The following is an 11790-nucleotide window of genomic DNA, read 5'->3' on the forward strand; positions in this document are numbered from 1 at the left end:
CTCCCCGCCCCCTCCCTGCCTCCTGCCCGGCTCCCGCTCCGGCGACATCCCGGCCCGTCGCCGCGTAGCACGGCGTATCGCCGGGACGTCACGAGAACGGCACTGAATCACCCCGGAAGTCACCCCTGGCGCACACCACATGCCGCGCAGCCGTATCCTGCTCTGTACGCGTCCCGGTGACCCCGGGAGCGGGCAGGAAGGGGCACCAGTGGATTCGGCGGGCAATGTCGGCGCCTGGTGGCGCAGGTGGCTCCGGCTGGGCGGTCGTGTCGACGAGACCGACGTCGCCGCGGAGCGCGCCCGACGCCTGCGCGCGCTGCTGGACGCGGCCCGCGCCGGGTTCCCGGTAGCGCCCGCCGCGCACGCGGTCGACTTCCGCTGCTCCTGCGACCGGGTCGGCTGTCCGGCCCCCGCGCAGCACCCGCTCTCCTTCGCCTGGCAGTCCCAGGCCACCACCGACTTCGACCAGATCACCCGCTGGCTCTCCCGTGACCCGGACGCCAACGCGATCACCCCGACCGGCCGCGTCCACGACGTCCTCGACGTCCCGGCGGAGGCCGGTCGTCTGGCATTGGAGCGCCTCGCCGAGTCCGGCGTCGCGGCCGGTCCCGTCGCCGCCCTCGGTGAGGACCGCTGGTTCTTCTTCACCACGACCCGCTCCCCGCTCGACGAGGACGAGTGGTGGACCTCCGAGCTCGACTCCCACCCCGACGAGGACGCGGACGAGCATCCCGGCCTGCGCTGGCACACCCGCGGCAGCTACGTGCTGCTGCCGCCCGCCCGCCTCGCCGAGGGCGCGGAGGTCACCTGGGTCCGCGGGCCCGACCACCCGCTGCCGGACCCGCTGCGGCTGCTGGACGTGCTCACCGACGCCTGCGCGGAGGTCGGCGCGCCGGCGCTCGGCGAGCAGTGGCTGATCCGCTAGCTGTTCAGGCCCTCGTCACGGCCGTCACGCCCGTCACGGCAGGGTCAGGATCTCCGCGCCGTCCTCGGTGACGACGAGCGTGTGCTCGAACTGCGCGGTGCGCTTGCGGTCCTTGGTCACCACCGTCCAGCCGTCCGCCCAGATGTCGTGGTGGTAGTCGCCGAGCGTGAGCATCGGCTCGATGGTGAAGGTCATCCCCGGCTTCATCACCGTGGTGGCGAACTCGCTGTCGTAGTGGGGGATGATCAGGCCCGAGTGGAAAGCGGTGTTGATGCCGTGGCCGGTGAAGTCCCGTACGACGCCGTAGCCGAAGCGCTTGGCGTAGGACTCGATCACCCGCCCGATCACGTTGATCTGCCGCCCCGGCTTGACCGCGGCGATGCCGCGCCGGGTCGCCTCGCGGGTCCGCTCCACGAGGAGTTTGGACTCCTCGTCCACGTTCCCGACGAGGTAGGTCGCGTTCAGGTCGCCGTGCACGCCGTGGATGAAGGCGGTGACGTCCAGGTTGACGATGTCGCCGTCCTGCAGCACGGTCGAGTCCGGAATCCCGTGGCAGATCACCTCGTTGACGGAGGTGCAGATGGACTTGGGGAACCCCCGGTAGCCGAGGTCGGACGGGTAGGCGTCGTGGTCGCACATGTACGCGTGCGCGATGCGGTCGAGCTCGTCCGTGGTCACCCCCGGCTCGATCGCGGCGGCCGCGGCGTCCATCGCCTGCGCGGCGATCCGGCCCGCGATCCGCATCTTCTCGATCGTCTCGGCGGTCTGCACCTCCGGCCCGTCGTAGGGCCGGGGGGCCTTGCGGCCCACGTACTCCGGGCGCGGGATGTGCGCGGGCACGGTGCGGGTGGGGGAGAGCGTTCCAGGGACGAGGGGTGCCATGGTGGCCATCCTAATCAGCGGGTACACCTCCGGTACGGAGCGAAGGAGCGACGATGGCCAAGCAGCCGACGGGCAAGCCCGGCGAGTGGTTCTACTGCCTCAAGCACAAGAAGGTCGAGGAGGGTCCGGAGTGTCCGGCCCGCAACCGTCTCGGCCCGTACCCGACGGACGAGGCAGCGTCCCACGCGCTCGAGCGCGTCGCGGCCCGCAACGACGAGTGGGACCACGACCCGCGCTGGGAGTGACCCCCGCAGCCCGGATCCGTTGCGCGGGTGACGTGCGGGGTCGTCTCGGCACGGCTGCAACCGTGTACGAAGTGCGACAAGGCGGGCAGGCACCTGACGCGATGAGGAGCGCTGTGGCAGGGTGTCCCGAAGCAACTCGCACTGTGGGGGACACCGGTGGCACGTGGCAACGACAATCCGCGTCTGGGTGCGCGGCTCGCCGCGGCTCTCGGGGCCGCGGTCGTGCTGGGGATGGCCGCCGTCGCGCTGAACGCCGCGCGGGGGACCGGGCTGGCGGGCGACGGGCCGGCGAAGGGCACGTGGGCGCTGCTCGCGCTCGGCATCGTCGTCGTGGGCTGGACGCTCGCCATCCAGGTGCGGCGACGTCAGGACCGGCTGACCGCCGGGGGCACACCCACCCAGTCGCGGATCGCCTCGCTCGTCCTGCCGGGCTTCATCCTCATGGGCCTGGCCACCGTGGTGGGCGTGACGATCCTGGGCACGCGCAGCGTCCAGCTCCCGCTTCCGCAGCCGAACCAGGGCGTCGCGGTGGACCGCCCGACCGGCGCGGGGCGGACACCCACCGCGTTGCCGTCCTACGGCTCGGCCGACCAGCCGAGTTCGGCCCCCAGCAGCCCCCCGGTCAACTTCCAGGACCTGCTGATCGGCTTCCTCGTCTTTCTCGGCGTCGTCCTCGTCGTGCTGCTGGCTGTCGTGCTCTCCCGATGGCTGATCGCCCGTCGGCGGGCCGGCGCGGTCGGCGAGGACGCCGTCGACGGCGGCCTGGACGAGGACGACGGCACGGGAGACGCTCTGGCCGGGGCCGTGCAGGCGGGGCGGAGGGCCCTTGCGGACGATCCGGACCCCCGGACGGCGATCATCGCCTGCTACGCGGCGATGGAGAAGTCCCTGGCGGAGAGCGGCGTCAGCCGCCGCAAGGCGGACACGCCGACGGAACTGCTGCAGCGCGCCGCGGAGGCCGGGCTGGTCCAGGGCCACGCAGCGCAGACCCTGACCGACCTGTTCGGCGAGGCCCGCTACTCCACCCACCCGATGGGCGAGCACCAGCGCGACCAGGCCCGCGCCGCACTGGAGTCCATCGGCGCCCATCTGGCCGCCGCCGCAGCCGAGGCCGACGCGCGCTTCGGCGTGCGCGAGGAGGTGGAGATCTGATGCCGACTCAGCCCGCCGCGGGGCAGCCCCAGCCTCAGCCCGGACAGCCCCAGTCCGCGCAGCCCCAGCCGGGTCAGCTTCAGCCCGGACAGGCTCGGCATACTCAGCTTCAGCCCGGGCAGCTCCAGCCAGGGCAATCGCAGCTCCAGCCCGCGCAATCGCCGCCGCCCGTGCCGGGACAGGCCCAGCCCGGGCCGCAGCAGCCGTTCCGTTCCGCGTTTCCCGGTTACGACGGGGGTCGGCGGCCTGCGGCCGCGCCGATGCGTGGGCCCGTCGCGCCCGTGCGCGAGCCGCGGCTCGGACCGGATCGACTCGCGCTGCTCACGCTCGCCGGCTTCGGGATCGTCTGCCTCGGCGCGCTGTGGGCCGTCGGCGGAGCCGAGGGGCTCTCCGTCGGAGCCGTCGCGCTTGTCGCGGCCGGCGTCTGGGCGGCCCGGTGGGTCGCCGGCGCCGGCGTGATGGACAGCGGCTTCCGGCGGCGCAGTCGGCTCGTGGGGACCCGTGAGCCGACGCTGCGCTACTGGGACGCCGCGCTGTCCGACGCCGCCCGCACCCCGGAGGGCTACGCGCTGCACCTGTACCCGCTGCTGCTGCGCCTCTACGAGGTGCGGCTGGCGGAACGTCACGGCGTCTCGCTGCGGATGCAGCCCGAGCAGGCCGCGGCGATCCTCGGGCCGCAGCTGTGGCCGTGGCTCGACCCGTTCCGCCCGCGCACTCCGGCCGCGATCCGCGCGGCGCGGCAGGCGGGCCACCGCAACGTCCCCGATCCCAGGCCGCTGCCTCCCGCGCTGCTGGAGCTGCTCGTCGAGCGCCTGGAAACCCTGTGACCCGCAGAAGCAGTAGTGACAGCAGAGACGTCTCTGCATCGCCATCGAGGAGCACCGTGACCGCAACCGTGACCGACCAGTTGACCCCGCAGCAGGCGGGGACGCGCGCCCATGCGGTGCTGGACGAGATCGAGCGCGCCGTCGTCGGCAAGCGCGCCGCGCTGGAGCTGGTCATGCTCGGTGTGCTGGCCGGTGGGCACGTGCTGATCGAGGACCTGCCCGGTCTCGGCAAGACACTGCTGGCGCGGTCCTTCTCGACCGTGCTCGGCCTGGACTTCCGCCGCATCCAGTTCACGCCGGACCTGCTGCCGTCGGACGTCACCGGCGCGCCCTTCTACGACCAGCGCACCGGCGAGATGGTCTTCCGGCCCGGACCGGTCTTCGCGCACCTGCTGCTCGCGGACGAGATCAACCGCACGCCGCCGAAGACGCAGGCGGCGCTGCTGGAGGCGATGGCCGAGGCCCAGGTCTCCACCGACGGCGTCACCCGGCCGCTGCCCAAGCCGTTCGTGGTCATCGCCACCAACAACCCGATCGAGTACGAGGGCACCTACGCGCTGCCCGAGGCCCAGCTCGACCGTTTCCTGCTGCGCGTGCGGATGGGTTACCTGCCCGTCTCCGAGGAGGCGGCGATGCTGCGCCGCCGCCTGGACCGCGACACGCCGGAGGCGGTGCTGAACACTCTCAGCAACCCTGGCGAGGTGGTGGCCATGCGCGACGCGCTGGAGCGCGTCGAGGTCAACGACGACCTGGTCGACTACATCATCGCGCTGGTCGACGCGACCCGGCGGCACGCGCAGATCCAGGTCGGCGCTTCGCCGCGCGGCGGCCTCGCACTGGTGCAACTGGCCCGCGCGCGGGCGGTGATGGCCGGCCGCGACTACGTCATCCCCGAGGACGTCAAGGCGGTCGCGCTGCCCGCGCTCGCGCACCGGGTGACGCTCAAGCCGGAGCTGTGGGTGCGCCGGATCTCGGCGGACGACGTCATTGCCGGACTGGTGCAGAGCGTGCCGACGCCGCAGACCACCCCCGTGCCCGCGCAGGGCCGGGCCCAGGGCGCGAACGCGCCGGTCCCGAACGCGCCGGTCCCGAACGCGCCGGTCCCGAACGCGCCGGTGCCCAACCCGGCGAACCCGGTCGGCGCATGATCCACTCGCTGGACCGGGTGCTCGGCGGCCAGGCGCAGGGCACCGAGCACGAGGAGATCCCCGGCGCGCCGGAACCGGGGGTGCGGCTGACCGAGCGGGCCGTCCGGCTGCTCTCGGTCACCGTCGCCGCGGTGGTCCTCGCGCTGCTCACGGCCCAGCCGTGGCTGCTGGCACTGGCGGCCGGGCCGCTCTGCCTGCTGCTGTTCGCGGCGCTCAGCGTGCACCGGGTGGTCGGCGAGCCGGTCCTGGCGGACGGCCGGGTCCAGCAGTCCAGCCTGCGCGTCTTCGAGGGCGAGCCGGTCACCGCCCGGTTCCGGGTCGCCTTCGCCGGCTCGGCCGAGTGGCTCGACCCCGGCGTGGTCGTCGGAGCCGGATGCGAACTCGTCTCGGTCGAGTCGACCGGCGCCCAGCTCACCCTTGCCTTCGTGGCCCGGCGTTGGGGCCGCTGGACGCTCGGGACCGCCGACGTGGACGTGCACGACCGTGGCGGGCTGCTGCGGCGCACGCTGCGCGTGGAGCTCGGCCAGATCGAGGTCTTCCCGAACCCCGCCGACGGCGGGCTCACGCCTGTCCCGGTGCGGCTTCCAGGCAACCTCGGCGAGCACACCTCGCGCCAGCAGGGCGAGGGCGTCGAGGTCGTCGGCACCCGCCCGTTCGTCTGGGGCGAGCGGCAGCGCCGCATCAACTGGCCCGCCACGACCCGCCGCGACGCCATCCAGCTGCAGCAGTTCGCCTCCGAGCGGGCCGCCGACGTGGTGGTGCTCCTCGACGCCTTCGCCGACCTGCGCGATCCGGCCACCGGCGGGTCCAGCCTGGACGAGTCGTTGCGCGTCGCCGCCGGCATCGTCCGCGCCTACCTGCGCAGCCACGACCGGGTCGGCGTCGTGTCCGTCGGCGGACGGCTGCACTGGCTCCAACCCGGCCAGGGCGACCAGTACTTCTACCGCCTGGTGCAGATGGTCCTCGACGTCCGGCGCGATCTCGCCTACCAGACACCCGACCTGAACCGGCTGCCCCCGCCCGCGCTGCCGCACGGCGCGCTGGTCCACGCGGTCACCCCGCTCGCGGACAACCGGATGATGGGCGTGCTCGGCGGGCTCGCCGAACGGGGCAACCCGGTGGTGGTCGTGGAGATCCCCATCGGCGACCCGCGGATCAGCAAGGCCGAGTACACCGAGGAGTTGGCGCTGCGGCTGTGGCGGCTCGACCGCGAGGCGCTGCGTTTCAGCCTGGCCGAGAAGGGCATCCCCGTCGTCCCCTGGGAGGGCGACACCCTCGACCTCAGCTTCGCGCCGCTGCTGCGCACCCGGATCCAAGGGAGGCTGCGATGAGCGGCGTCACCGCCGACAGCACCGACACGGGCGGGCAGCCGGTCTTTTCGCCGACCGAGGACGCCGCCGCCCCGCTACACCCCGAGGTCGCGCGGCGGGAGTCCGAGCTGTGGGCCGGACGCGGGCTTGGCGCCGCCCTGGCGCTGGCCGCCGCCGACCCCGCGGGCCTGGCGCACGCCGGCTACCTGCTGGTCTCCTCCGTCGTGCGGCTGGTCCTGATCGCCCTCATGGTGCTGGTCGCCTGGTTCGCCGCGCCGCCGGTCGTGGCGCGGCCCGTCAGCGGCGATCCCCGCTGGGCGTCCAAGCTCTCCCGCCACCGCAACACCGTGCTCGCAGTGGGCTTCGTGCTGGTGGTGGCGATCGGTTCGCCGCCGACCTGGATGATGTTCTGCGACGCGGCGCTGCTCCTGGCCTACCTGCTCTTCGTCGACGCGGCGGCGGCCGGCCCTCCGGGCGCGGCCCAACTGCGGGACTGGCCCCTGCTGGTGGCCGCGGTAGCGGCCCAAGGCCTGGTGCTGATCGGCGCGGTGCTCTCCGTCGCCACGGCGGACGCCTGGGCGCGGGCCACGGCGGCGGCGCTGGTGCTGGCGGTGGGCGTGGGCGTGACGCTGTCCGTGCGCCGACGCAGGGCCTGAGCCGTGGGGGCCTGCCAGAGGGCCGTTTAGTCGAAGACGGTCCGGTCCCGGTGCAGCGTCATGCGCGTCGGGATCGGAAGGGGCCCCGCAGACGGCGTCGACCGGGCTCCGTGGTAACGCGAACAGCCCAACGACCAGCTGAGATTGCCGACCAGCATCAACTCCCACGCCGTCAGGTACTGCTCCAGGGAAGGGTCCTCCTCCGCGCGCAGGCGCAGGCCGCCGGCGGCGGCGAGGAAGTTCTCCTCGGCGGCGGCGATCCGGGCGCAGACCGTGTCCGCGGCCTGCTGCAAGCTGTGGCCCTCGGCGTCACGCAGCACGGTCAGCGCGTTCATCGGCTCGCCCGCGAAGTACTCCTTGCGGAACGAGAGCAGGTCGTTGACCAGGATCGTGTGCACGAAGCAGGCCCGGTGCAGCTCGGCCCAGAGGCCAGGGGCGGCCGTCTGCCGAGAGGCCGTCATGTCCAGGTCCAGGCCGTGCTCGATGGCGACGCCGACCAGGTCGAAGGCGGAGTCCGCGTACCGTGCGGCCAGGTAGGCGTCGTAGCCGCGCATTGCCTGGCGCGCGGTCTGCTCCTTGCCCGCGCCGGCCGCGATCACCTCGGAGAACCCCGCCACGAACCGGGCCCACAGCCGGTCCGGCACGCCCTCGCGCGCCCGCGTCAACGTCCGCGCCAGCAGGCCCAGTGGCGCGGAACCCGCCGGGACCGGCCCCTCGCCACGCAGCACGGCCAGATAGTCCGCGGCCCTGGCCCGCTCACCCGCCTCGTCGTCCGCGACGTCGTCCAGCAGGAACAGCGCGGACGCGGCCACGCAGATCCCCACCAGCCGCTCCCCGTCCGCCTCGGGAAGCACCCCGCACATCAGGCTGACGCCCTCGCACTCACCGAACAGCCGGTCCGCGCCCGGCAGGTGCAGCCCCGCGAGCGCGTCCCGGAACCACACGTCGTGCGCGGCGCGGATGGCCTCCACCTCCGGGTGCGTCCGGGACGGCCGGAGCCTGCCATGGGGGAGCGCGAGGTCCAGGACCACGACCTGCCCGTCCCGTCGCCGCGGGCTCGTGGCGGCCTGACTCATCCCGTACCTCCCGCGCGTCCGTCGGCTACGCCCAGCCAACGACGCCCCCGCCCCGACGGCACGCCGGGTTCCGCCACCCGGCGTACGCGGCCTCCCACCGAACACCGGCCGTCCCGTCCCGAGCGAGCTGAGCCCGGACGCTGGGCTCATCGGAGACGGAGAGTCGGGTCACCAGCCCAAGGGTGGTGCCGGGGCCGTCAGATGGTCGATGAGGCGGGAGAGGCGGCTGCGGAGGTCGGTGGCGCGGCGCCGGGGAGTGGTGGGTTCGCCTGCGGCCGCGCTGACGAGGTGTTGGACGAGTTCGAAGGAGGGCGCGCCCGGGTCCGGGGTGACCGTGAGGGCCTCGTGGGCAAGGCTGCGCAGCTCGGGATCGGCCGCCTCCAGGGCGAGCACCGTCGCGCCGACGCGACGCGCGTCGTGGACGCGCTCCAACAGGCCCTCGCCCGCCGCGTCGGGGGCGACGACGAACACCGTCTCGCCGCGCCGCGCCTCCTCCAGCCGGGCGAGCGGGACCGCGAGGTGCGGGGGCGCGCCAGGGGGGACGTGGTGCCGGACCAGGACGGGGGAGAGCTCCGGCAGGTCCGCGTAGGCGGCCTCGTCGGACAGGTGCGCCGCAAGGTGCCACGGCTCCTCGGCCTCCGTGCCGACCAGCAGCAGACCGCCGGGACGCGCCGTCTCCCGCAGCGTCCCCGCGAAGCCGCGGGTGCGTGCGATCCACGGGGTTTCCGCGAGCAGTTCCCGCAGCATTGTGACCCTCACCGCATCCATGCACGCCATGCTGCCCCACGCAGACGGCGGAATGGGAGGATCGGGTCATGAGTACCCCTGATGCAGCGTCGGCCGGTGCCGGCGCGACACCCGCCCGGACGCCCTTCGACCTGCCCGACGTCTCCGGCCTGGTGGTGGGCGTGCTGGGCGGCACCGGCCCGCAGGGCCGCGGCCTGGCCTACCGGCTGGCCAAGGCCGGCCAGCAGGTGATCATCGGTTCCCGCAGCGCCGAGCGGGCCGCCGCGGCGGCGGCCGAGCTGGGCCACGGCGTGGAGGGTGCGGACAACGCGAGCACCGCTGCGCGCGCGGACATCGTGATCGTCGCCGTCCCGTGGGAGGGCCACGGCGAGTTGCTGGCCGCGCTGCGCACCGAGCTGGCGGGCAAGATCGTGGTCGACTGCGTCAACCCGCTCGGCTTCGACAAGCAGGGCGCCTACGCGCTCAAGCCGGAGGAGGGCAGCGCGGCGCAGCAGGCCGCGGCGTTGCTGCCGGAGTCGCGGGTCACGGCCGCGTTCCACCACCTCTCCGCGGTGCTGCTGGAGGACCGCGAGGTCGAGGAGATCGACATCGACGTCCTGGTCCTGGGTGAGGAGCGGGCCGCGACGGACACCGTCCAGGCGCTGGCCAACCGCATCCCCGGCATGCGCGGCGTCTTCGCGGGCCGCCTGCGCAACGCCCACCAGGTCGAGTCGCTGGTCGCCAACCTGATCTCGGTCAACCGCCGCTACAAGGCCCACGCGGGCCTGCGCATCACCGACGTCTGATCACCGACGTCCGACCAGGTCCCGGCCATGCGCCGGACCCCGGTCGGGAGCACAAGGGCCGGAGAGGGAGAATGGATCCCTGTCCGGCCCGTCCGCTTCCGTCCGTGGGAGACCTCCGATGCCCCGCTTCGCGCTGTTCGCCTTCACCCTCGCCGTCCTGGCCCTCGCCGCCGCGGTGGTGTCGGTCCTGGCGCAGTTCTGGCTGGGCCTGGCCTTCGTCCTCCTCGCGGGTGTCGCCAGCAACGTCGGCTGGGTCCACTGGCGCCGCGCCCGTCTCGCCGCCGACGCCTGAGCCTGAACCTGAGCCCGGCAGAGGGCCGGTACCCGCCCGCCGGCTCAGTTGCCGAAGCCGGGGAAGCCGATGTTGAAGAAGTGGAACAGGCTGTTGCCGTAGTTGGCGTACCAGTCCGCCCCGAACCAGCTGAGGATCGGGTCGACCAGGTTGCCGAAGAACCAGCCGTTGATCGTGCGGTTGAACAGCAGCAGGAAGACGATCATCATGCCGTAGGGCGCGATGTTCGCGAGCGAGCGGCGGGTCTCGTAGGAGAGCCAGGGCTCGATGATGCCGTAGCCGTCCAGGCCGGGCATCGGCACCAGGTTCAGGATGGTCGCCATCACCTGGAGCAGGGCCAGGTAGCCGAGCGCCGAGAAGAACTCCAGGTGCGGCACGGCGGTCAGACCGTCGAACGAGGGCGCGACCGTGGCCAGGAGGATCAGCAGGACGAGCGCGAACGCCGCGTTGATCGCCGGCCCCGCGGCGGATACCAGCGCGTTCTTCGCCTTGCTGCGGATACGACCGCGCTCGATGAAGACCGCGCCGCCCGGCAGCGCGATGCCACCGAGGACGATGAAGATCAGCGGCATGACGAAGCTGTACACCGGGTGCGTGTACTTCAGCGGGTTGAGCGTCAGGTACCCCTTGGCGCCGACGGTGATGTCGCCGCCGTGCAGCGCGGCCCGCGCGTGGCCGAACTCGTGCAGGCACAGCGAGATCAGCCAGCCCGCGCAGACGAAGAGGAAGACGCCGAGCCTCGCGTTGCCCCAGCCGACCCACAGTGCCCAGCCCGTGGTGGCGAAGACCGCGAGCAGGACCCAGAAGACGGTGCTGATCCGGCGGTCCGAGTGCGAATGCGAGTGGCTGAACACGCTCATGGGTGGCGGGGCTCCGGTCGGGGGCAGCGGCGGACGGGCGGAAGTGCCTGCCGATGATGTCGTGCCGTCGCCGTCCACGCCAAGCCCGGCGCGAAGACCGTCCGCCCCGCTGGGGTCAACGCCTGAGGTCGCGGCCCGGTTCCGGAGCACCGGGCGGCGCCCCCGTGGCCGGAGGCCCGGACGAGATCCGGCTCTTGATCACGGGCGCGGCGGGGCGTGGGTCAGAATGTGGGGATGCGCTTCGGGATCCTCGGCAGCACGCTCGTCGTCGACGACGACCAACGGCCCGTAGCCCTCTCGGGTGCGCGACTGCGTGCTCTCGCTGCCGCGCTCGCCTGCGCGAGGGGCGAGCCGCACCGCCCTGGGCGCTGATCGAGGAGATCTGGGGCGAGGCCGGTCCGGCCTCGCCCCGCAGGACGCCCTGCAGACCCTGGTGGCCCGTCTGCGCCGCGCCCTCGGCGCTGCGCACGCGGGCGCCGCACACGTCGGCTCGGGCCCGGAGGGCGTGCGCCCCTGGCGTTCAGGTCGAGCAGCCGCCCGATCAGGTAGAGGTTTCGTAGCCGGAGAGCAGCTCGTCGACGGAGGCGTTCTGCCCTGTGAGGCCGATGGCCCGGCGCAGCCGGTAGGGCTGGCGCTCTACGTCGCAGCCCGCCACGACGGCGTGCCCCGGCGTCGGGTCGGACCAGTGTGGACAGGATCCGTACGAGCGTTGTCTTGCCGGCCCCGTTCGGGCCGAGCACGCCCATGACGGTGCCCTCGGCGACGTCGAGGTCGACGCCGTCGAGGGCCGTGGTCTCGCCGTGGTGCTTGGTCAGGCGGCGCACCTGCACGGCGGGGGTGATCTTCGGGTTCGTCCTCAGCTCCATGCCGAGGACTCTGCCGGGG

The 11790-nt window shown here is 73.4% G+C and carries 14 protein-coding genes and 1 pseudogene; 10 read left to right on the plus strand and 5 right to left on the minus strand.

Going from position 1 to position 11790, the window contains the following annotated elements:
- The first annotated feature begins 208 nt into the window (after nt 1-208).
- Entirely contained in the window at nt 209-925 is a 717-nt protein-coding gene (locus TR49_RS01690) for a bifunctional DNA primase/polymerase (protein ID WP_042376183.1), read from the plus strand.
- Between the two features lie 33 nt (nt 926-958).
- Here TR49_RS01690 and map read toward each other — a convergent pair whose 3' ends face one another.
- Nucleotides 959-1807, minus strand: a complete 849-nt coding sequence (gene map, locus TR49_RS01695; protein ID WP_439654062.1) for a type I methionyl aminopeptidase — start codon at nt 1805-1807, stop codon at nt 959-961.
- Between the two features lie 53 nt (nt 1808-1860).
- On the opposite strand from map, the gene TR49_RS01700 reads away from it, so the two are divergent.
- The 6 genes from TR49_RS01700 to TR49_RS01725 all read left to right on the plus strand — a co-directional run bounded on the left by TR49_RS01700 (nt 1861) and on the right by TR49_RS01725 (nt 7145).
- On the plus strand, nt 1861-2052 hold the full coding sequence (locus TR49_RS01700) for a hypothetical protein (protein ID WP_042376187.1): 192 nt from the start codon (nt 1861-1863) through the stop codon (nt 2050-2052).
- A gap of 156 nt (nt 2053-2208) precedes the next feature.
- Nucleotides 2209-3204 carry a DUF4129 domain-containing protein gene (locus TR49_RS39555; RefSeq protein WP_052433878.1) on the plus strand — a complete coding sequence of 332 codons (996 nt, stop codon included), beginning with the start codon at nt 2209-2211 and terminating at the stop codon, nt 3202-3204.
- Between the two features lie 281 nt (nt 3205-3485).
- Nucleotides 3486-4031 (plus strand): hypothetical protein, encoded by a 546-nt coding sequence (locus tag TR49_RS01710; protein WP_052433880.1) that lies wholly within the window; start codon nt 3486-3488, stop codon nt 4029-4031.
- Between the two features lie 56 nt (nt 4032-4087).
- Nucleotides 4088-5179: an AAA family ATPase gene (locus TR49_RS01715; RefSeq protein ID WP_084724444.1), complete on the plus strand. Its 1092-nt coding sequence runs from the start codon at nt 4088-4090 to the stop codon at nt 5177-5179.
- A complete protein-coding gene (locus TR49_RS01720) occupies nt 5176-6510 on the plus strand; it encodes a DUF58 domain-containing protein (protein WP_042376188.1) in 1335 nt (444 codons plus the stop codon). The genes TR49_RS01715 and TR49_RS01720 overlap by 4 nt, the downstream gene beginning before the upstream one ends.
- The gene (locus TR49_RS01725) at nt 6507-7145 is read left to right on the plus strand and encodes a hypothetical protein (RefSeq protein WP_052433882.1); all 639 of its coding nucleotides are present in this window, start codon (nt 6507-6509) and stop codon (nt 7143-7145) included. The genes TR49_RS01720 and TR49_RS01725 overlap by 4 nt, the downstream gene beginning before the upstream one ends.
- Nucleotides 7146-7171: 26 nt before the next feature.
- Here TR49_RS01725 and TR49_RS01730 read toward each other — a convergent pair whose 3' ends face one another.
- Complete coding sequence (locus tag TR49_RS01730; RefSeq protein ID WP_042376190.1) at nt 7172-8221, minus strand: terpene synthase family protein; 1050 nt, start codon at nt 8219-8221, stop codon at nt 7172-7174.
- A gap of 168 nt (nt 8222-8389) precedes the next feature.
- Complete coding sequence (locus tag TR49_RS01735) at nt 8390-8989, minus strand: hypothetical protein (RefSeq protein WP_042376436.1); 600 nt, start codon at nt 8987-8989, stop codon at nt 8390-8392.
- A gap of 47 nt (nt 8990-9036) precedes the next feature.
- Here TR49_RS01735 and npdG point away from each other — a divergent pair, with 47 nt between their 5' ends.
- On the plus strand, nt 9037-9753 hold the full coding sequence (gene npdG / locus TR49_RS01740; protein WP_042376192.1) for an NADPH-dependent F420 reductase: 717 nt from the start codon (nt 9037-9039) through the stop codon (nt 9751-9753).
- A gap of 118 nt (nt 9754-9871) precedes the next feature.
- Complete coding sequence (locus TR49_RS44420) at nt 9872-10045, plus strand: hypothetical protein (protein ID WP_169789967.1); 174 nt, start codon at nt 9872-9874, stop codon at nt 10043-10045.
- Nucleotides 10046-10089: 44 nt separating this feature from the next.
- Here TR49_RS44420 and TR49_RS01745 read toward each other — a convergent pair whose 3' ends face one another.
- Entirely contained in the window at nt 10090-10905 is an 816-nt protein-coding gene (locus TR49_RS01745; RefSeq protein WP_042376193.1) for a site-2 protease family protein, read from the minus strand.
- Nucleotides 10906-11139: 234 nt separating this feature from the next.
- Between TR49_RS01745 and TR49_RS44345 the strand changes: the two genes are divergently transcribed.
- On the plus strand, nt 11140-11277 hold the full coding sequence (locus TR49_RS44345) for a hypothetical protein (RefSeq protein ID WP_162484673.1): 138 nt from the start codon (nt 11140-11142) through the stop codon (nt 11275-11277).
- Between the two features lie 131 nt (nt 11278-11408).
- On the opposite strand, the pseudogene TR49_RS41005 reads toward TR49_RS44345, so the two are convergent.
- Nucleotides 11409-11771, minus strand: a pseudogene (locus tag TR49_RS41005) (ATP-binding cassette domain-containing protein); the annotation flags it as partial.
- Nucleotides 11772-11790 lie beyond the last annotated feature (19 nt).

The sequence above is a fragment of the Streptacidiphilus melanogenes genome (assembly GCF_000787835.1).
GTDB classification, from domain to species: domain Bacteria; phylum Actinomycetota; class Actinomycetes; order Streptomycetales; family Streptomycetaceae; genus Streptacidiphilus; species Streptacidiphilus melanogenes.